Genomic DNA, 18,447 nt, shown 5'->3' with positions numbered 1-18,447 from the left:
GACAACGTAGGGGGCCTTTGCTATAGCGCCACTTCCTGCAAATTCTTGCAACTTCAAACCGGAAAGGTGGTGACACCCACATGCAGGTCAGTGTTCGCGACAACAATGTCGACCAGGCGCTTCGTGCCCTGAAGAAGAAACTTCAGCGCGAAGGCGTGTTTCGTGAAATGAAGCTCAAGCAACATTTCGAGAAGCCGTCCGAAAAGAAAGCGCGCGAGAAGGCCGAGGCGATCCGCCGGCAGCGCAAGCTTGCCCGCAAGAAGGCCCAGCGCGAAGGTATGCTCTGAGCGATCTGGAAGAACACTTAGGTGTTTGATGACCCCCGTGGCTGCGATGCCCGGGGGTTTGTCGTTTCAAATGGCCCGCCGGTCCTTCCGGGGCCCAGAATATTCGCGAATATTCTGGCCGCTCCTGGCTACCGGCGCGCTCCTATCCGAAGATCCGGCTCCAGACGAACAGGGGCACGCCAAGCGCGACGCCCGTCGTCGCGGCGCCAGCAATCACGTAAAGCCCGTCACGCGCGAGGAAGCTCACGGAATAGAGCAGCACCGCCAACCCCAGAATTGAAGACGAGAAGGGCATAAGCTCGAGAAACGGCATCGCACTGCCCGACAGCACCGCCAGGGCCTGCGGCACCGCAATGCCGGGCGGATCCGCCAGAATTGCCAGCCGCGGAGAGGTATGGGCATCGATCCAGCCGGCCAGCCTGCGGATCCCACCCATCGCACGGCTCAGTTGACGACCGGTGACCTGCCGCTCCATCAGGACAGCCGGCAGCCAGAGGTGCGTCCGCCGAAACAGCATCTGCAATGCGACCAGCGCAATGGTCAGACCGCAGATCGACGAAAAGAACGGAATGCCCGACAGCGGCGACACCACCAGGATCGCCGGTATCATCAGGGCCGGCACGAAGGAGGCCGTCCCGAAGACCCGCAACAACATCCGCAACGACAAGACAGGCTCCGCCGACAAGGCGTCCAGCCGATCCACGATGTCCCCGACAGGATGGCCCGCGCAAGTCGAAGCCGGTTTCATCACTTTCATCTCCTCGCCACCGAGACCGGAGATGCGCTCTGTCGCTCAAGAATTCAACACTCTTGAAATGGCGGGCGAATGAAGGTCAACGCGGCCAACGGTCGGCCCATGCCAGCCCGTTTGGTCCCCGTGAAAGACAGACAGGACACTCGAAATCACGCCGGCAAGCCGCCTTGCGGCGCCATGTGCGACGGTCTCACCGCCCGCTCAGCTCTCGGCCCACTTGATGGAGCACCCCATTGACGGCACCTGCTCGCGCGGGCCCTCGCCCGTCCGGGCCACCTGCGCCATGGCTTCGTAGAGCTCCCGGGTCAGGTCCGGCGGCCCCGCAGAGTCCCGGCTCGCATCGAGGCGTCCGCGGTATTGCAGCTCCAGCTTGCCGTTGAATCCGAAGAAATCGGGCGTGCAGACCGCACCATAGGCCCGGGCAACCGACTGGTCCTCATCGTGAAGGTAGGGAAAGAAGAAATTCTTCTCTTCGGCCAGCTTCACCATGTTCTCGAAACTGTCGTCCGGGTGGCTCTCGGCATCGTTGGAGCAGATGGCGGCAAAGCCCACCCCGAGCGGCGCCAGGTCGCCGGCATCCCGCAGGATCCGGTCCAGAACGGCGCGGACATAGGGACAATGGTTGCAGATGAAGGCCAGGACAAGCCCATTCTCCGCCTTCAGCCCCGAGAGGTCATAGAAATGGTGATCCGTCGCCGGCAGCCGGAAATCGGGGGCCTTCCAGCCGAAGTCGCAAACAGGGGATTTGGGCGCCATCATATCCTCCAGACCGGGCCTGATTCCGGCGGCCCGCTTGCCATTGAAGGAAACACCAGTCCGCCCGCTCTTCAACCCTCGCGCACAGTGGCTGCAGTTTCGCGCAGCCGCTGTGCGATGGGCAAGGCCGCCTTGTCGGGCTCGAAATCGCGAATAAGTGTGGATGATGTATCCGGAAGGAGAGAACATGACCGACAGCTATACCCCCCCCGAAGGTCTGGACCTGGGACCCGGAAAACGGTGGCAAGTTCAGCAAGACCAACCGCCCGACCGCCGGTGCGACCCACGACGCGGAGCTGCCCCGCGGCGAACATTCCCTGCAGCTCCACTCACTGGCCACGCCCAATGGCGTCAAGGTGACCGTCATGCTCGAAGAGTTGCTGGACGCGGGCCACACAGGCGCCGAATATGACGCCTGGCTGATCGACATCGGCGAAGGCGAACAGTTTGGATCGGGCTTTACCGAGATCAATCCGAACTCCAAGATCCCCGCCCTGCTCGACCTGACCGGACCGGAACCCGTGCGCGTCTTCGAGAGCGGGTCGATCCTGTTGCACCTGGCCGAGAAGTTCGGCGCCTTCCTCGCGCCCTCTGGCCCCGAGCGGACGGAACAGCTCAACTGGCTCTTCTGGCAGATGGGGTCCGCCCCCTATCTCGGCGGCGGCTTCGGCCATTTCTACAGCTACGCGCCGGAGAAATTCGAATACGCGATCAACCGCTACGCGATGGAAACCAAGCGTCAGCTCGATGTGCTCGACAGGCAACTGGCGGAGCGGCCGTATCTGGGCGGCGACACCTACTCCATTGCCGATATGGCGAACTGGCCCTGGTTCGGGCAGCTCGTCTTGGGGCGTCTCTACGACGCCGCGGAATTCCTCGACGTCGACAGCTACACCAACGTCGTCGAATGGGCGAAACGGATCGACGCGCGCCCCGCGGTCAAACGAGGTCGGATGGTCAATCGTCCTTGGGGAGAGCCCTCGACCCAAATGCCGGAGCGCCACTCCCCCGCCGATTTCGACTCCATCGGCTCCGACAAGAACCGCCAGGCCGCCGAATAGGACGGCGGCCGCCCACGTTCACCGCGCCTTGAGCGTGTCGCGGATCTCAATGAGAATATCGAGCTCCGAAGGGCCACTGGGCTCTTCGGGCTTTTTCTCCACAGGCGTCTGCGCCGAGGACTTGATGCGGTTTACGGCCTTGACGAGAAGGAAGACGACGAAGGCGACAATCAGGAAATTGATGACGGCCATGATGAAATTTCCGATCGCAAAGACCGGGGCGCCAGCGTCCTGCGCGGCCGTCAGCGACGCATAGGTCTCGCCATTCATGGCATAGAACCATCCGGTGAAATCGATCCCGCCGGTAAACAGCGCGATGAACGGGTTGATCAGATCGCCGACAAGCGAAGTTACGATCGTCGTGAACGCGGCCCCAACGATGATGCCGACGGCCATGTCCATGACATTGCCCTTGGCGATGAAATCCCTGAATTCCTGGATCATGACGTTCCGATCAATTTCTGACATGCGCCCCCTGCACAGCCGCCGAACTCCTTAGCGCACTGCAGGAATATGCCAAGAGATTTCCGTCGCGCCGCCAGAACGCCGAGCCGGGAAAACCGCTCCACATCGCCGCAGGAATGGGAATACCTAAGCCCCTTCGGCGGACGCGTCTGCCCGCCAGGACAAGGCTACCGCCGCGCCGGAGGCCTAGGCCGGCAGCTTGCCCGTCATGACATAGCGCAGGATCTGCGCCACCTGCGCCGGCGTCTCGGCCACGGCGCGAGCGGCCTCATCGACCTCTTTCAGGGCATGGGCATGCTCCGGCATGTGCATCACGATGACCGGCTTGCCAAGCGCCGAGGCATATCCCGCATCAAAAGCCGCGTTCCATTGCTTGTATTTTTCGCCGAAACGCACAACGACCACATCCGCGTTCTCGATCCCGTGCCGGGTGCGAATGGCGTTCACCCCGGCCCCCTTGCGATCGTGCCAGAACTTGTCGGCCTCCGCGCCCAGTATCGCCACGCCGCAATCGTCGCTCGCGGCGTGATCGGTGACAGGCCCGGTAAAGGCGATATCCAGCCCTTCACAGCCTTGCACCACCTCGACACGCCAATCCGTGTGGATTTCCCCGGACAGATACACGTTCAACGTCATGTCTTCCCCTTCATCTTGGCCAATAAACTCCCGCCGGAGGCACCCGCCCTCAGCCGCGCAGGCTGCCGCCCGTCGCCTTGGTGACCTTCTCGACGATTTTCGCCGACACGGCCTCGATCTCCTTATCCGTCAGCGTCGCCGTGTCCGGCTGCAACCGAACGGTCATGGCGAGGGACTTGCCGCCGCCCTCCAGCATGAACTCGTCGAAGATCCGCACGGACTCGACCAGCGCCTTGTCGGCCCCGGCCGCGGCATTGACCAGTGTCAGCGCCTCGACCTCGGCATCGACGACAAAGGCGAAGTCCCGCTCCACGGCCTGCAGATCGGGCGCCACCAGCGCGGTGCGCGTGGCGCTTGTCTTTCTCGGAAGCGGAACGGCATCCGGCCAGATGACAAAGCCCACCGCGGGTCCCTTCACATCCATCGCCGCCAGAACCTTGGGATGCAATTCGCCGAACACGCCCAGAACCTTCTTCGGCCCCAGGCAAATCACTCCGTGCCGCCCCGGATGCCACCAGCCGTCGCCGGTCCGCAGGATCTGCACCTTCGCCGGCGCCCCGATCGCCGCCAAAACGGCCTCCACGTCCGCCTTCACGTCGTAGATATCGACGGCCCGCGCCGCGCCATGAACGTCCTTCGGCCCGGTCCGCCCCACGCGCAGGCCCGCCGCCTGAACATCCTGCTCTCCCGGCTCGCCGCCGGCAAAGGCCGCGCCCACCTCGAACAGGCCCAGATCCTGGAACCCCCGCGCCTGGTTCCGCGCCGCCGCCTGCAGGAGCCCCGGCAATAGCGACGGCCTCAGGTGGCTCATCTCAGACGAGATCGGGTTCTCCAATCGCGTCGCATCGGTCCCGCCGCCAAACAGCGCAGCCGACGCCCGGTCGATGAAAGAGTAGGTCACGCATTCATTCAGCCCCATCGCCGCAATCGTCCGCCGCGCAACCTGCTGCCGCTTCTGGCCCGGCGTCAGGATCGGCTTCGGCACGCCGACGCTCGTCCGGGTCAGCGGCCGGCCTTCCAGCTGGGTCAGCGATGCGATCCGCGCCACCTCCTCGACCAGGTCGGCCTCGCCCATCACATCGGGCCGCCACGGCGGCGCATAGGCCAGGTCGCCCTCCAGCCGAAAGCCGAGCGCCTCCAACGTCGACCGTTGGGCGTCGGCGGGAATATCCATCCCGACAAGGCTCACCACCCGGTCCGTATCCAGCCTGTAGCCGCGCTTCACGTCCGGGATCTCTCCCGCCGTCACCAATGTCGAGGCCTCGCCCCCCGCCACATCGACAATCAGTCGGACGGCCATCTCAAGCCCCTCCGGCGTGAACACCGGGTCGATGCCCCGCTCGAACCGATACCGGGCATCCGAATTGATCTTCAACGCCCGGCCCGTGTAGGCGGTCCGCACCGGATCGAAATAGGCCGCCTCGACAAAGACGTTCACGGTCTCGGCGGTGCAGCCAGTCCGCAGGCCGCCCATCACGCCCGCGATGCTCTCCGGCCCCTCGGCATCGGAGATGACCGTCATCCCCGGCTGGAATTCATAGCTCTTGTCATCGAGCCCGACAAGCCGCTCGCCGCCCTCCGCCCGGTGCAGCCGCAAGGCCCCGCCAGTGATCGTGTCCGCGTCGAAGACGTGCAGCGGCCGGTTCAGATCGTAGGTGAAGTAGTTCGTCACATCGACCAGGAACGAGATCGGCCGCAAGCCGATCGCCCGCAGCCGGTCCTGCATCCAGCGCGGCGAGGGCCCGTTCCGGACGCCCCGGATCAGCCGGCCGTAGAACACCGGGGCCTGCTCCAGCGTGTCCGCATCGATCGACACCGACACGGGACAGTCGAAGGCCGCCGGCACGGGCTCGACCGACAGCGGCAAGAGCCGCCCAAGGCCGCGCGCCGCCAGGTCCCGCGCGATCCCGTGCACCCCCAGGGCATCCGGCCGGTTCGGCGTGATCGCGATCTCGATCACCGGATCGACCCGCGCGGGCTCGTGCTCCGCCAACCAGTCGACAAAGGACTGCCCGACCTCGCCAGACGGCAACTCGATGATGCCGTCGTGCTCGTCGGACAATTCCATCTCGCGCTCGGAACACATCATCCCGTGGGACTCTATCCCGCGGATCTTGCCCACGCCGATCGTCGTGTCGATCCCGGGGACATAGACGCCCGGATGCGCCACCACGACCGTGATCCCCTGCCGCGCATTCGGCGCCCCGCAGATGATCTGCCGCTCGCCCTGCGACGTCGCCACCTGGCACACCTTCAACTTGTCCGCGTCGGGATGTTTCTCCGCGCTCAGCACCTTGCCGATGGTGAACGCCTCGAGCCGCGCGGCCGGATTCTCCACCCCCTCGACCTCGAGCCCGAGATCGGTGAGCGCGTACAGGATATCGTCCAGAGACGCCTCGGTCTCCAGATGGTCCTTGAGCCAGGAAAGCGTGAATTTCATTCTGTGCCTGTGGGTCCGGGTCTGATCGGGCGCGGTGTAGCCCAAGGGGGCAAAAGGGGAAAGCCCCCGGACCCTTCATTGCCTCTCATATCCCCGCCGGAGGCGCACGGTCGCAGATCCCGCGCCGCACGCACGAACAGGACAGCCGACCCGGCCCCGACCCGGTCACCCCGCGGCGAGGTTCGCCCGCAGGATCATGTCCGGCTCATCGAAGCAGGACCCCATCAGCACGGTGAACCCGGTCGGAAAGGAGGGCTGGTCAAAGGTCACCTGGATCCGGCCCCAATGATAGCTCGCCCGCCCGTCGGGCGCCGAGATCGCCACGTCGCAACTCTGTCGCGCAGCCGGGCCGATCCAGAACCCGCCATGCACACCCCGCGCGTCATAGTTGAAGGCAAGTTCATCGACATAGAGCATCACCTCGTCCCCGTCCCAGGGCGCCGAGATCAGCGCATAGGGCTCCAGGTCCGTCTCGTAGACCATCTCCCCGTCCATCGTGTACCAGACCTCGTCGGCCAAGACCGCAAGGGGAAAGCCGGACAGGGCAGCCGCAAAGACAAGAGAGCGCATCGGATATCCTTTCAGGACGGTCAGATCCTCAGAAGGCCATGCAAAATGCCGATCCGTCAAGAAAAACGGGGTGCGCTGCCTCCGCCCCGAGCCGAGGACCGGAGAGGCAGACCGACCACCCCTATCCCCGCCTGCGACACGGGTCCATTCAGGCCAACGCCCTGGCATGAGACCGCGGGGGCGGGTTCAAACTCCCGGGTATCGGCTGCGCGGACAAGGCGGAAACTTGCCGACAGTCTAAACCAGACACCGGTCTTCGACCTCCCTGGCCGTATTTCGTGGGTCATGCCCCCTATGGCGGCGACCGCAACGGCGACCTCGATCGAGGTTGCGACAAGTTCGGACACGCCGCCCTCCGGATCATGCGCCGACCCGCCGCCAGGACAGAGTGTCCCGACGTTGATCGCGCGGGCTTTGCGATGCTGCAACAGATGGCCGAAGAACCGCAGGTTGGTCGTCTCGGCGCATACGGACCGGTCCGCGACAGTCTCCGCCGAGGCCAGGCCATGTTCGATGGCTTTCGCGCTGGTCAGGCGCCAGACCAATTTCAGGATTTCCGGAGGCGCCTCCCCGGGCTCGTCGGGATGTTGCGGGTTCGCGAAGGTCACACTTCGAATGGCCTCCAGTTTTCCGCGCAGCTCAGGTGTCGGGACAGGAGAGGAGAACACGGTCGTGCCGGACGCCATTATCGGCTGCGCCGCGTCCGGAAGCACCTGAATTAGTTCGGCATACCTGTTCCCGATGATCGGGACCTCCAGATCGGCATGTGCGCCGGATCGGGATGCGCCGAGCCCGAATGGGCCACTGCACGCCGAGCCCACAGTCCGGCCGCTTTGCGGAGGCCCGGGTAAGTCGCGCCCGCCATATCCGGGTAGCGCATCAGGATGCCGAAGGTCTGAAGGGACGCCGCCCAGCCCTCCCAAAGGACCACGTGGATCCGGCTCCCGGCCTCCCGGCTTTGGGACGGCGGGCGGGGCGATGCCGAAGGCGAGCGTCGTTCGCCGTCAGCTGTTGTCGTAGCGTTGGGCTAGGTCCACCGAGTCCCCGATCGACGCCAGCTTCAGCTCCCGCGCCAGGCGCAGCGAGGGCTTGACGGCGAAACAGACCGAGCCCACCACGAAGAACCAGATCGCGATCACTTCATAGGCCTTCCAGAAGAACAGGATCGAACCCACCAGGAAGGCAATCGCGGCCAGGAAGTCGATGATCGTATGTGCCAGCTCGAAGGCCGCGTAGATCCGCTGCGACCTCTCGCTCCGGTTCCCGTTCCTCAAGTCAAAAAGACCCATTTCCACGTTCCTTTCCGATTGATGTCACATCTGCCGGCAGGATAGCGCGGCCCGCCGCCCCGTCACTGCGGCCCGCACACTGTGGCCCTGACCGCATGGGGCGATCGCGGGAAGCGTCGCAGGGCATTCGCCACGCGCCCCGCCCGAGGGCCGATCAGGCCGAGAGACCGCGCGGCAGTGTCGGCACGTCCAGCGCCGAGAAGCCGTAGTGCCGGAGCCACCGCTGGTCGCTGTCGAAGAACGCCCGCAGATCCGGGATCCCGTATTTCAGCATCGCCAGCCGGTCGATACCGAGGCCGAAGGCAAATCCCTGCCAGACGTCCGGGTCGATGCCCGCAGCGGCGAGCACCTTTGGGTGGACCATGCCCGACCCGCCAGCCTCGAGCCAGTCGTCCCCCTCGCCAAGCCGCAGCTGGCCGTCGACCCACGAGCAGCGGAAGTCGATCTCCGCCGAGGGCTCGGTGAAGGGAAAGTGCGAAGCGCGGAAGCGAACCTCCACCTGGTCGACCTCGAACAGGGCGGCGGCGAATTCTTCCAGCACCCACTTGAGGTTGGCCATGGAAATGTCGCGATCGATCGCCAGCCCCTCGATCTGGTTGAACATCGGCGTGTGGGTCTGGTCGTAATCGGCGCGGTAGACCCGGCCCGGAGCGATGATGCGGCAGGGGGCGCCATGGGCCTCCAGGTGACGGATCTGCACCGGCGAGGTGTGGGTGCGCAGCACGTGGGGCGGGCGGTCGTCGCCGTCGGCACGGGCCATGTAGAAGGTGTCCATCTCGGCCCGGGCCGGATGGTGACCGGGAATGTTGAGCGCGTCGAAATTGTACCAGTCGCTCTCGACCTGGGGGCCTTCGGCGACCGAGAACCCCATGTCGGCGAAGATCGCCGTGACTTCCTCGGTCACCTGGCTGATCGGGTGGATGGTCCCCGCGGGGCGCGGACGCCCCGGCAGGGTCACGTCGAGCCATTCGGTGCGCAGCCGCGCGTCCAGCGCCGCATCGGCGAGCCCGGCTTTCTTGGCCGTGAGCGCGGCTGTAATCTCGGATTTCAGCGCGTTGAGCTTCGGCCCCGCGACCTGCCGTTCCTCGGGCGACATCCGCCCGAGCTCGCGCATGGCCAGGCTGACCTCGCCCTTTTTTCCGATCGCCTGCACCCGCAGGGTTTCGAGCGTGGCCTCGTCTTCGGCCCTGGCGATGAGGGCCAGATACTTCTCTCTCAGATCGTCCATTTGGCGCGTCCTCGGATGGGTCGATGCGCGAGGTAGCCGCACGCCGCGCCTTTTGCAACCGGGGGAAAGGGGGCGCTGCCCCCTCTTGGCCGCAAGGGCCAATTCACCCCCGGGATATTTTCGACCAGAAGAAGGTCAGCCCGCGCCCAGCACGGCATGAACGGCCTTTGCCGTCTTTTCGACGATCTCGTCGGCCTCGTCGCGGGTCAGGCAGAAGGGCGGCGCGAAGCCGATGATCTCGGCCTGGGGCATGGCCCGGCCGATCACGCCGTTCTCGAGCAGATGCGCGACCGTCTTCACGGTGGTCTTGTCGTTCGGATCGAGCGCCGCACGGGTGGCCTTGTCGGCGGTCAGTTCCACAGCGCAGAGCATGCCTTCGCCCCGAACGTCGCCGACGTTGGGATGATCGCCCAGCGCCTCGCGCATGCGGCCGCTGAAGTAGTTTCCGACCTCGCCCGCGTTCTGCACCAGGTTGAGATCGTCGATCAGCTGCAGGTTGGCGACGCCGGCTGCGGCACCGATCGGATGGGCGGAGTAGGTCCAGCCGTGGCCGATCGGGCCGAGTTCGTCCGTTCCGGCCTCGAGCACTTTCCAGACCTTGTCGGATACGATGGAGCCCGACAGCGGCGCATAGGCCGAGGTCAGCCCCTTTGCGATGGTGATCAGGTCAGGCCGCAGCCCGTAGTGATCCGACCCCATCATCGTGCCGAGCCGGCCGAACCCGGTCACCACCTCGTCGGCCACCAGCAGGATGTCGTGCCGTTCCAGCACCGGCTGGATCGCCTCCCAGTAGCCCTCGGGCGGGGGCACGATGCCGCCGGTGCCGAGCACTGGTTCCGCCCAGAAGGCGGCGATGGTCTCGGGGCCTTCGCGTTCGATCATTGCCTCGAGCTCGGCCGCGCACCAGGCGGAGAACTCCTGCTCGGTCATCTCGCCCTTGTCGCGACCGTAGTAGTAGGGCGCCTCGGTGTGCAGGATCTGCGCGAGCGGCAGGTCGAACTTCTTGTGGAACAGGTGCAGCCCGGTCAGCGACCCGGTCATCAGGCCGGAGCCGTGGTAGCCGCGCCAGCGCGAGATGATCTTCTTCTTCTCGGGCCGTCCGAGGATATTGTTCATGTACCAGATCAGCTTGATGTTCGTCTCGTTCGCATCGGACCCGCCGAGACCGAAGAACACCTTGGACATGTGGTCGGGCGCCCGGTCCATCACCATCTTGGCGAGCGTCACCGACGCCTCGGTCCCGTGACCGACATAGGAATGGTAATAGGACAGCTCGCGGGCCTGCTTGGCGATGGCCTCGGCGATCTCCTGCCGGCCATACCCCGCGTTGACGCAATAGAGCCCGGCAAACCCGTCAAGCAGACGGGTGCCGTTGCGGTCGGTGATGTGGCAGCCCTCGCCGCCGCTGATCAGGCGCTGCGGCACGTTGCCCCGGGCAAACTCCGCCAGATGGGTGGAGGAATGCAGGAACGAGTCGCGGTCCCATTGCTCCAGAGGGTCGTTCTTCAGCATGGCGCTCTCCCCGGCCAGTCGCATTTCGTTTGGGCATGCCTAGCGTAACAGGGGCGCCTGTTACAGGGGGTGCGGCAAGACAGCAGGCGCACCGGCGGCCGCTGTCCGGGCTCTCGAATGGCGCAGAGACAGGTGCCCTGGCCATCCGGGTGCCGGTCTCTGCCGCGCCGACGTCTTGCCAGCAGGCCAATGCCGAACAGACCGATCGAGAGAAGCGGCAAACCGGCGGGGACCGGGACGACGCCACCGATGTCGGTGGATGGCGCCTGGCCCCGGACGTCGAACAAGCGGCTCGGGGAACTGCCATAGCTGCCTGCGGAACATCCGGTGCATCCGAGAATATCGGAAAAGTCGCTGCAGCTGAGCAGTGTCCTTTCCTCGAATTCGAACAAATTCGTGTTGGCATAGGTGTCCAGGGCCTGGGTCGCCTTCTGCCAGGAGAAGGCGATGTCGAGGGTGGACCGGTACTGATTGCCGGCAAACGGCCCGCCGAAGTCCGCCGTGCCGAAGCTGAGCACCGGACCGAAGTCGTAGCTGAATTTGTAGCCGAATGTCCTTTTCTCGAAATCGCTGCCGTCGGGGCCGGCGACAAAAAGCCGGGCCTCGGGATCGTTGAGCAGAAACGTCCGGCTGACCAGCCCTTGGTCGATGGCCCTGGCAAAGTTCGAGGCGAGGCCGGTGATGGAGTCCGGGTTGAACACCCGGTCATGTAGATGAAATCGCCCGGGTTTGCGGCGGCGGCGGCCTCTCGGCCCGCCTGCCAGGTGGCGTGGTCGACGCCGGAAAGGCTGCGTCCCCAAAATGCCTGGTTGAAGTCGTGGCGGAGGGTTGCGGCCGAAATGGCACAGACGGACAGGGGCGCGGCAAAGGCCCCGGCGAAAAAGTTCTTGATCATACGAAACTGTGCCTGACGTGGTCAGATTTCTTGGCCGCAGCCTGAAATGACATCGGCCCGTTATGGGGTAGCTGATGAAAACGCTTGGTCAAGCAGTGCAACCGCGACATATCTCCGGCCCCGGAACCTTCTCCCGAACGAAAAAGGCCGCGCTCGGGGGCGCGGCCTTTCGGTCAGATATGATCGGCTTCAGGCCAGCGCGGCCTTGGCCTTTTCGACGATCGTGCCGAACGCTTCGGGCTCGTGCACGGCCAGGTCGGCCAGAACCTTGCGGTCCACTTCGATCCCGGCCAGCGACAGGCCGTTGATGAACTTGGAATAGGTCAGGCTCTCGTCGATCGAGCGCACCGCGGCGTTGATCCGCTGGATCCAAAGCGCGCGGAAGTTCCGCTTGCGCACGTGGCGGTCGCGCGTAGCGTATTGGTTGGCCTTGTCGACGGCCTGCTTGGCCACCTTGAAGGTGTTCTTGCGCCGGCCGTAATAGCCCTTGGCTGCATCCGTGACCTTCTTGTGGCGACGGTGGGTGACGGTTCCGCTCTTCACTCGCATGGGTCTGGCTCCTTAACGCGCGTAGGGCATCATCGGCTTGATGATCTGCTCATCAGCCTTCGACAACGTGGTGGTCCCGCGCGCATCGCGGATGAACTTGGTGGTGCGCTTGATCATGCCGTGGCGCTTGCCCGCCTGACCGGCCTTGATCCGACCCGAGGCCGTCACCTTGAACCGCTTCTTGCAGCTCGACTTCGTCTTCATCTTGGGCATTTCGGTCTCCTGACTGGTGCCGTTTGGCCGCGACTCGGCATGCCACTGATGGCCGGCCGCGACGTTTGAACGTGCCCTATAGTGCCCCCGCGGACCGTTGGCAAGACGGTCCGGCGGAGCGCGGCGGCGGAAACTGCGCGGCCCGCAGAGCTCTGCCCATGGCAGAGCCCGAGGCAAACCAGTGCGCGGGCCCGCAAGGGACCGCGCTCCGCAACCTTCCGGGCGGTCAGGTCAGTTCAGATAGCGTCCGATGACGCGAACGAAGACGTCCGGGATCTCGCTCACTTGGAATCCGCCCGGCTGTTGATTCACTGCGAGGGCCGTCAGCCCGCCGCCGATCAGGATCATCAGGGCGGCTCCGCGAGGGGTGCGGCCGTCCGATATCGCGCTCACGATCGCGGGGATCGCAAAGGCGAGGATGATGATACCGATGACAAAGACCAGGTCCGAGTCCATGCCCGCCTCTACACTGCCCTATCGGACCATGAGTTTAACCGGGTTCCTGGCGGAAGATCAATCTTTCCTCGCAGGGCGCGACCCGCAGGATGTTGGTGGAGCCGGGCGTGTTGAACGGCACGCCGGCGACGACGACGATATTGTCCTCGGGCTTGGCGCCAAGGATGCTCTGAACCGCGCGCACCGCATAGACGACGGCCGTCTTGAACCGGTCGAGGTCGCCGGTCATCACCGGGTTCACCCCCCAGGTCAGGCAAAGCGCCCGCGCCGTGTTGCGCTGGGTCGTCATCATGATGATCGGGACCTCCGGCCGCTCCCGCGCGATCAGAAGCGCGGTCGTCCCGCTCTCCGAGAAACAGCAGATCGCAAGCACGTTGGTCGCCTCGGCGATTTCGCGCGCGGCAGACACCACGCCGTCGGCGACCGTCGTGCGGTGCACCGATCGGCTGGCCTTCATGATCTCGTTGTAGGTCGGGTCGGATTCCACCTCGATCGCCACGTTGTCCATGGTCGTGACCGCCTCGATCGGGTAATCGCCCGCCGCGGATTCCGCCGAGAGCATGGTGGCATCCGCGCCCTCGTAGATCGCTGCGGCGACGTCCGACACCTCGGCGCGGGTCGGCATCGGGCTCTCGATCATGCTTTCCAGCATCTGCGTCGCCACGATCACCGGCTTGGCCACCGCACGGCATCTGCGCACCAGCTGCTTCTGGATCGGCGGCACGTTCTGCACCGGAAGCTCGACACCCAGGTCGCCCCGCGCCACCATGATCCCGTCCGACACGTCCAGGATCTCCTCGAAGGCCCTCACGGCCGCGGGCTTTTCGATCTTTGACAGGATGTTGGCCCGCCCCTTGGCAAGCGCGCGCGCCTCGAGGACGTCCGCCGCCCGCTGCACGAAGGACAGGGCCAGCCAGTCCACGCCCAACTCGCACACGAATTCCAGGTCCTTGCGGTCCTTGTCCGACAGCGCCGCCAGAGGCAGCACCACGTCGGGCACGTTCACCCCCTTGCGGTTGGAGATGATGCCCCCGACCACGACCTCGCAATCGGCGAAGTCGCGCCCGCAATCCTTGACCTTCAGCCGGATCTTGCCGTCGTTCACCAGCAGGGTGGAGCCCGGCTCCAGCGCGTCGAAGATCTCCTTGTGCGGCAGTTTCACCCGGGTGACGTCGCCCTCGGCATCGTCCAGGTCCAGCCGGAACGACGCGCCGGGCACCAGCTCGGCCTCGCCATCCTTGAAGGTGCCGACCCGCAGTTTCGGCCCCTGAAGATCGGCGAGGATGCCGATCGGGCTGTCCACGTCCTTCTCGACCTGCCGGATGATCTCGTGCCGCGCCCGGATCTCGGCATGGTCGCCGTGGCTCATGTTCAGGCGGAAGACATCCGCCCCGGCAAGGTGCAGCGCCTTGATCATCTCGTAGGTGCTTGACGACGGACCCAGGGTCGCGACGATCTTGACGTTGCGCTGACGTTTCATGGGAGGTCTCCGTTCAATTGTCTCGTGGGGCGCTCAGGCCCGTTATCGCTAACGCGAAAGTCGCGGCCCTTATTGCCCAATTCCATTCCGCCGACAACTGGCCTATGTCGACAGACGAGCGAATGAAGCAAGCATGCCCCATACTGCCTACGAGATCATCAACCAGGACGCAGACTCCCCGTGGCTGTTGACCTGCGACCACGCCAGCAACCGGGTCCCGCCTTCGGTGGCCGGCGGCGACATCGGCCTGCCCCCGTCCGAGATGCAGCGCCATATCGCCTATGACATCGGCGCGGCCGGGGTCACCCGGCACCTGGCCGACCTGCTCGGGGCGCCCGCGGTCCTGTCGAATTTCTCGCGGCTGGTGATCGATCCGAACCGCGGCGACACCGACCCGACCCTGGTGATGAAACTCTATGACGGGACGATCATTCCCGCCAACCGCCATGTCGACGCCGAAGAGGTCGCCCGCCGCAAGGCCGCGCTCTATGCGCCCTATCACGACGCCATCGCCCGGCTCGCCGCCCGGCGCGAACAGACGATCTACGTCGCGGTCCACAGCTTCACGCCGCGGCTGAACGGCCGGGCGCCGCGGCCCTGGCATATCGGTATCCTGCATGCCTGGGATCAGCGGTTCTCCCGCCCCTTCATCGACCGGCTGATGGCGCAACGGGACATAGTGACCGGCGAGAACCAGCCCTACCCCGGCCACCTGCCCGGGGATGCGGTGGACCGTCACGCCCTGCGCCACGGCCGCCCCAACGCCCTGATCGAGCTGCGCCACGACCTGATCGACACGCCCGCCGGCCAGCGGGCCTGGGCCGAGCGCCTCGCCCCCCTGCTCCTGGCGGCCCGCGCCGACATGGACCCCGCCTGACGCCCGAAGAAAGGACATCCACATGGACGACCAGACCCGCATCGAACTCGAAGCCGCCGCCTTCCGCCGCCTGCGCCAGCACCTGATGGAGGACCGCGCGGACGTTCAGAACATCGATCTGATGAACCTCGGCGGCTTCTGCCGCAACTGCCTGTCCCGCTGGTATCAGGAGGCCGCCGCCGAGCGCGGCATCGCCATGACCAAGGAAGAGGGGCGCGAGGCGTTCTACGGCATGCCCTACGACCAGTGGCGCAGCGCCCAGCCCGAGGCCGATGCCGACAAGCGGGCCGCCTTTCAGGAAAGCTTCGAGCGCAACGTCGGCTCTCGCGACTAGCCGTCACCGTGGCCGTCCGGGCAGGCACGCCCGCCGCAGGCGCCCGCGGTCAACGCCGGTCACATTGCGATCCACGCCCCCGCGATTCGCGGCGAATGACGGCATCCCGACGACGGGGCCCGTCAGAATAGGGCAATATTGCCCCCATGGCGCTGAACAATCACCGCCGGCCATGCCGCCTGTGGCCGGGCTGGAAACGCTAACCGCCTAAAGTTTGACACGATTGATCCCGATTTCGTAGCTTTTCTTCCGTAGGACGGATCTGGCAAAGGCCATTGACGCCTAAGGAACGACAGCATGGAAAGCGCGTTGCGCCCTCCCCTCCTCGGGATCCTCTCATCCCTCGAGGGCGCCGCGCCGGACCGTGATGCAAACGCCTTCCCGACAGCCCGAAAACTCCCCCGACACGCCCCAACGCTCCCGATGTCCCCGGAAATTGCACCGCGCCGATACCGCGCCGATCGTGAATTGACGGTCTCCCGCGGCCAGAAGCACGGCCGCGCCACAGATTTCCCGTTCTCGTGATGGCAAGTGCCTTGATCACGGCACTTTCCCTGTCCATGTTCGACTTGGCGGGCCGGACACCCCCAAGGAATTGCCGGTCCGTCGTTGAACTCCTGAATGGCCGGGCGTGGCGCATGCCCGGACGGTCAGTGCGGCGCCGCCCGACCCAGCGGCGCCAGAAGGCCGCGGCCCATTGGCTGCGGCCTTCTGCGTTTCCACCTCTCAGATCGCGATCTTGAGGGCTTCTTCGAGGTAGATCTCGCGTAGCCGCCGCGCCACCGGGCCGGGGGTGCCCTCGCCCAGCGCGACCCCGTCGATCTTCACCACCGGCATCACGAAAGCCGAGGCCGAGGTTACGAAAGCCTCGTCCGCCTCTCTCGCCTCATCAGGCGTAAACCCCCGTTCTTCCACGGTCATCTGCGCCTCTCGCGCCAGGCGCAGCACCGCGGCACGGGTGATGCCGTGCAGGATCTCCGTCGACAGCTGCCGGGTGATGATCGCACCGTTCTTGACGATATAGGCGTTGTTGGAGGTGCCCTCGGTCACCTGTCCGTCCTCGACCATCCAGGCATCGTCCGCCCCGGCCTTCTTCGCTGCCATCTTGCCCATGGATGGGTAGAGCAGTTGCACCGTCTTGATGTCCCGCCGCCCCCAACGGGCGTCGGGGATGGTGATGACGCTGATCCCGGCCCGGGCGGCGGGCGAATCGGCCAGCCCCGGCTTCGACTGGGTGAACAGCACGATTGTCGGCGCGACGTCCTCGTCGGGATAGACGAAGTCGCGGTCCGCCGGCGCCCCGCGCGTGACCTGCAAATAGATCAGCCCGTCCTCGATCTCGTTCAGCGTGACAAGTTCCCGGTGGATCGCCAGCAATTCGCCCCGCTCCACTGGGGCCCGCATCTCCATCTCGCCAAGGGACCGTTGCAGCCGCCGGGCGTGGCCGTCGAAGTCGATCAGCTTGCCACCCAGGACGCTCGTCACCTCATAGACGCCGTCGGCAAAAAGGAACCCGCGGTCGAAGATGGAAACACTGGCCTCCTGCTCGGGCAGATACTGGCCGTTGACATAGACGGTGCGCATGGCGGTTCTCCTCTGGATCTTCCGCGTGGTCCTCAAATCGCGCCCCGGGGTCAAGCCCCAAGACGATGGCCGGCCCTCACCCCCAGAGCGCGGCCTCCGGCGGATGCACGCCGGCCCCGTCGTAGAGCAGCGGCGTGGCGCGATCTTCCGCCAGCAGAAGCGGCGCGTCGAGGTCCACGACCTCGGCCCCCTGCGCCACCAGGACCGCCGGCGCCATCGCCAGGGACGAGCCCACCATGCAGCCCACCATGATCCGGAACCCCGACGCCTCGGCCTCCGCCCTCAGCGCCAGCGCCTCGGTCAGGCCGCCGGTCTTGTCGAGCTTGATGTTCACCATGTCGTACTTGCCCCGAAGCCCGGGCAGAGAGGCCCGGTCATGACAGCTTTCGTCGGCACAGACCGGCAGGGGCCGTGCGATCTCGGCCAGGATCTCGTCCTGGCCCACGGGCAGCGGCTGCTCGACCATGTCCACCCCAAGCCGCACCATGTGCGGCGCAAGCTCCGAATAGATCTCGGCGGTCCAGCCCTCGTTGGCATCGACGATGATCCGGGCGCCTGGTGCGCCGCGCCGAACGGCCTCCAGCCGCGCCATGTCGCCCTCGCCCCCCAGCTTGATCTTCAGCAACGGCCGATGGGCATGCCGCGCCGCCGCCGCTTCCATCTTCTCCGCCGTGTCGAGCGACAGCGTATAGGCCGTCACCTCCGGCCCGGGCCGCGCCAGCCCCGCCATCTCCCAGACGCGACGCCCGGCCGCCTTGGCCTCGGCGTCCCACAACGCACAATCCACCGCATTCCGCGCCGCGCCGCCCGGCAGGGCGTCCTGCAAATCCGCCCGGTCGATCGCCTCCGGGAGGTCGGCGATCTGCGCCGCCACGCTTTCCAGCGACTCGCCATAGCGGGCATAGGGCACGCATTCGCCCCGGCCCTGCCCGGCATGAACCGTCAGGACCCGCGCCTCGGTGCGCGACCCCCGCGCAATCGTGAACGCCTCCGCCAGACGAAAACTCTCGGCTTCAACACGCAAGCGCCCGCTCCTTCATTGCCTTGATAATATCCCCGCC

Annotated in this window: 21 protein-coding genes; 4 read left to right on the top strand and 17 right to left on the bottom strand. The window is 65.7% G+C overall.

The annotated features are described in order from the left end of the window. The first annotated feature begins 80 nt into the window (after positions 1-80). The gene (gene rpsU / locus ROA7023_RS03100) at positions 81-287 is read left to right on the top strand and encodes a 30S ribosomal protein S21 (protein ID WP_009159816.1); all 207 of its coding nucleotides are present in this window, start codon (positions 81-83) and stop codon (positions 285-287) included. Positions 288-429: 142 nt separating this feature from the next. Here the strand turns inward: rpsU and ROA7023_RS03095 are convergent, their stop codons facing one another. After that, positions 430-1,035 carry an exopolysaccharide biosynthesis protein gene (locus tag ROA7023_RS03095; RefSeq protein WP_085877542.1) on the bottom strand — a complete coding sequence of 202 codons (606 nt, stop codon included), beginning with the start codon at positions 1,033-1,035 and terminating at the stop codon, positions 430-432. Between the two features lie 207 nt (positions 1,036-1,242). Next, positions 1,243-1,797 carry a thioredoxin family protein gene (locus tag ROA7023_RS03090; protein WP_085877690.1) on the bottom strand — a complete coding sequence of 185 codons (555 nt, stop codon included), beginning with the start codon at positions 1,795-1,797 and terminating at the stop codon, positions 1,243-1,245. A gap of 200 nt (positions 1,798-1,997) precedes the next feature. Here ROA7023_RS03090 and yghU point away from each other — a divergent pair, with 200 nt between their 5' ends. Next, entirely contained in the window at positions 1,998-2,858 is an 861-nt protein-coding gene (gene yghU / locus ROA7023_RS03085) for a glutathione-dependent disulfide-bond oxidoreductase (protein WP_085877541.1), read from the top strand. 18 nt (positions 2,859-2,876) lie between these two features. On the opposite strand, the gene mscL is transcribed toward yghU, so the two are convergent. From mscL to pyk, 13 genes are all read right to left on the bottom strand, one after another. Next, positions 2,877-3,302 (bottom strand): large conductance mechanosensitive channel protein MscL, encoded by a 426-nt coding sequence (gene mscL, locus ROA7023_RS03080; protein WP_085877689.1) that lies wholly within the window; start codon positions 3,300-3,302, stop codon positions 2,877-2,879. A 207-nt stretch (positions 3,303-3,509) separates the two neighbouring features. Then, a complete protein-coding gene (locus ROA7023_RS03075) occupies positions 3,510-3,959 on the bottom strand; it encodes a YtoQ family protein (RefSeq protein ID WP_085877540.1) in 450 nt (149 codons plus the stop codon). A gap of 49 nt (positions 3,960-4,008) precedes the next feature. Further along, positions 4,009-6,399, bottom strand: coding sequence for a phenylalanine--tRNA ligase subunit beta (gene pheT, locus ROA7023_RS03070; RefSeq protein WP_085877539.1), 2,391 nt, complete (start codon positions 6,397-6,399; stop codon positions 4,009-4,011). Positions 6,400-6,564: 165 nt separating this feature from the next. Then, the gene (locus ROA7023_RS03065; RefSeq protein WP_085877538.1) at positions 6,565-6,969 is read right to left on the bottom strand and encodes a hypothetical protein; all 405 of its coding nucleotides are present in this window, start codon (positions 6,967-6,969) and stop codon (positions 6,565-6,567) included. A gap of 56 nt (positions 6,970-7,025) precedes the next feature. Beyond that, the gene (locus ROA7023_RS03060; protein ID WP_159458428.1) at positions 7,026-7,655 is read right to left on the bottom strand and encodes a hypothetical protein; all 630 of its coding nucleotides are present in this window, start codon (positions 7,653-7,655) and stop codon (positions 7,026-7,028) included. A gap of 318 nt (positions 7,656-7,973) precedes the next feature. Continuing rightward, positions 7,974-8,258 (bottom strand): YrhK family protein, encoded by a 285-nt coding sequence (locus ROA7023_RS03055; RefSeq protein ID WP_085877536.1) that lies wholly within the window; start codon positions 8,256-8,258, stop codon positions 7,974-7,976. A gap of 154 nt (positions 8,259-8,412) precedes the next feature. Continuing rightward, entirely contained in the window at positions 8,413-9,486 is a 1,074-nt protein-coding gene (gene pheS, locus ROA7023_RS03050; RefSeq protein WP_085877535.1) for a phenylalanine--tRNA ligase subunit alpha, read from the bottom strand. A 135-nt stretch (positions 9,487-9,621) separates the two neighbouring features. Next, entirely contained in the window at positions 9,622-10,998 is a 1,377-nt protein-coding gene (locus ROA7023_RS03045; RefSeq protein ID WP_085877688.1) for an aspartate aminotransferase family protein, read from the bottom strand. Next, the gene (locus tag ROA7023_RS03040; RefSeq protein WP_085877534.1) at positions 10,992-11,699 is read right to left on the bottom strand and encodes a hypothetical protein; all 708 of its coding nucleotides are present in this window, start codon (positions 11,697-11,699) and stop codon (positions 10,992-10,994) included. The genes ROA7023_RS03045 and ROA7023_RS03040 overlap by 7 nt, the downstream gene beginning before the upstream one ends. A 383-nt stretch (positions 11,700-12,082) precedes the next feature. After that, entirely contained in the window at positions 12,083-12,442 is a 360-nt protein-coding gene (gene rplT, locus ROA7023_RS03035; RefSeq protein WP_085877533.1) for a 50S ribosomal protein L20, read from the bottom strand. Between the two features lie 12 nt (positions 12,443-12,454). Further along, positions 12,455-12,655: a 50S ribosomal protein L35 gene (gene rpmI / locus ROA7023_RS03030; RefSeq protein ID WP_085877532.1), complete on the bottom strand. Its 201-nt coding sequence runs from the start codon at positions 12,653-12,655 to the stop codon at positions 12,455-12,457. Positions 12,656-12,886: 231 nt separating this feature from the next. Further along, the gene (locus tag ROA7023_RS03025) at positions 12,887-13,111 is read right to left on the bottom strand and encodes a hypothetical protein (RefSeq protein WP_085877531.1); all 225 of its coding nucleotides are present in this window, start codon (positions 13,109-13,111) and stop codon (positions 12,887-12,889) included. A gap of 34 nt (positions 13,112-13,145) precedes the next feature. Next, a complete protein-coding gene (gene pyk, locus ROA7023_RS03020) occupies positions 13,146-14,591 on the bottom strand; it encodes a pyruvate kinase (RefSeq protein WP_085877530.1) in 1,446 nt (481 codons plus the stop codon). A gap of 133 nt (positions 14,592-14,724) precedes the next feature. On the opposite strand from pyk, the gene ROA7023_RS03015 reads away from it, so the two are divergent. Beyond that, positions 14,725-15,468, top strand: a complete 744-nt coding sequence (locus ROA7023_RS03015; protein WP_085877529.1) for an N-formylglutamate amidohydrolase — start codon at positions 14,725-14,727, stop codon at positions 15,466-15,468. A 22-nt stretch (positions 15,469-15,490) separates the two neighbouring features. Beyond that, complete coding sequence (locus tag ROA7023_RS03010) at positions 15,491-15,802, top strand: DUF1244 domain-containing protein (RefSeq protein ID WP_085877528.1); 312 nt, start codon at positions 15,491-15,493, stop codon at positions 15,800-15,802. Positions 15,803-16,528: 726 nt separating this feature from the next. Here ROA7023_RS03010 and ROA7023_RS03005 read toward each other — a convergent pair. Next, positions 16,529-17,386: a D-amino-acid transaminase gene (locus ROA7023_RS03005; RefSeq protein WP_085877527.1), complete on the bottom strand. Its 858-nt coding sequence runs from the start codon at positions 17,384-17,386 to the stop codon at positions 16,529-16,531. Between the two features lie 76 nt (positions 17,387-17,462). Continuing rightward, complete coding sequence (gene dgcA / locus ROA7023_RS03000) at positions 17,463-18,410, bottom strand: N-acetyl-D-Glu racemase DgcA (protein WP_085877526.1); 948 nt, start codon at positions 18,408-18,410, stop codon at positions 17,463-17,465. Between the last annotated feature and the right edge of the window lie 37 nt (positions 18,411-18,447).

It is taken from the genome of Roseisalinus antarcticus (genome assembly GCF_900172355.1).
GTDB classification, from domain to species: Bacteria; Pseudomonadota; Alphaproteobacteria; order Rhodobacterales; family Rhodobacteraceae; genus Oceanicola; species Oceanicola antarcticus_A.
This window is presented reverse-complemented; position numbering and strand designations above follow the sequence as displayed.

Bases quoted from the DNA above. Each gene is read 5' to 3' on its own strand.
- rpsU (WP_009159816.1), top strand. From the start codon at position 81: ATGCAGGTCAGTGTTCGCGACAACAATGTCGACCAGGCGCTTCGTGCC.
- ROA7023_RS03095 (WP_085877542.1), bottom strand. From the start codon at position 1,035: ATGAAACCGGCTTCGACTTGCGCGGGCCATCCTGTCGGGGACATCGTG.
- ROA7023_RS03090 (WP_085877690.1), bottom strand. From the start codon at position 1,797: ATGGCGCCCAAATCCCCTGTTTGCGACTTCGGCTGGAAGGCCCCCGAT.
- mscL (WP_085877689.1), bottom strand. From the start codon at position 3,302: ATGATCCAGGAATTCAGGGATTTCATCGCCAAGGGCAATGTCATGGAC.
- ROA7023_RS03075 (WP_085877540.1), bottom strand. From the start codon at position 3,959: ATGACGTTGAACGTGTATCTGTCCGGGGAAATCCACACGGATTGGCGT.
- pheT (WP_085877539.1), bottom strand. From the start codon at position 6,399: ATGAAATTCACGCTTTCCTGGCTCAAGGACCATCTGGAGACCGAGGCG.
- ROA7023_RS03065 (WP_085877538.1), bottom strand. From the start codon at position 6,969: ATGCGCTCTCTTGTCTTTGCGGCTGCCCTGTCCGGCTTTCCCCTTGCG.
- ROA7023_RS03060 (WP_159458428.1), bottom strand. From the start codon at position 7,655: ATGGCGTCCGGCACGACCGTGTTCTCCTCTCCTGTCCCGACACCTGAG.
- ROA7023_RS03055 (WP_085877536.1), bottom strand. From the start codon at position 8,258: ATGGGTCTTTTTGACTTGAGGAACGGGAACCGGAGCGAGAGGTCGCAG.
- pheS (WP_085877535.1), bottom strand. From the start codon at position 9,486: ATGGACGATCTGAGAGAGAAGTATCTGGCCCTCATCGCCAGGGCCGAA.
- ROA7023_RS03045 (WP_085877688.1), bottom strand. From the start codon at position 10,998: ATGCTGAAGAACGACCCTCTGGAGCAATGGGACCGCGACTCGTTCCTG.
- rplT (WP_085877533.1), bottom strand. From the start codon at position 12,442: ATGCGAGTGAAGAGCGGAACCGTCACCCACCGTCGCCACAAGAAGGTC.
- rpmI (WP_085877532.1), bottom strand. From the start codon at position 12,655: ATGCCCAAGATGAAGACGAAGTCGAGCTGCAAGAAGCGGTTCAAGGTG.
- ROA7023_RS03025 (WP_085877531.1), bottom strand. From the start codon at position 13,111: ATGGACTCGGACCTGGTCTTTGTCATCGGTATCATCATCCTCGCCTTT.
- pyk (WP_085877530.1), bottom strand. From the start codon at position 14,591: ATGAAACGTCAGCGCAACGTCAAGATCGTCGCGACCCTGGGTCCGTCG.
- ROA7023_RS03015 (WP_085877529.1), top strand. From the start codon at position 14,725: ATGCCCCATACTGCCTACGAGATCATCAACCAGGACGCAGACTCCCCG.
- ROA7023_RS03010 (WP_085877528.1), top strand. From the start codon at position 15,491: ATGGACGACCAGACCCGCATCGAACTCGAAGCCGCCGCCTTCCGCCGC.
- ROA7023_RS03005 (WP_085877527.1), bottom strand. From the start codon at position 17,386: ATGCGCACCGTCTATGTCAACGGCCAGTATCTGCCCGAGCAGGAGGCC.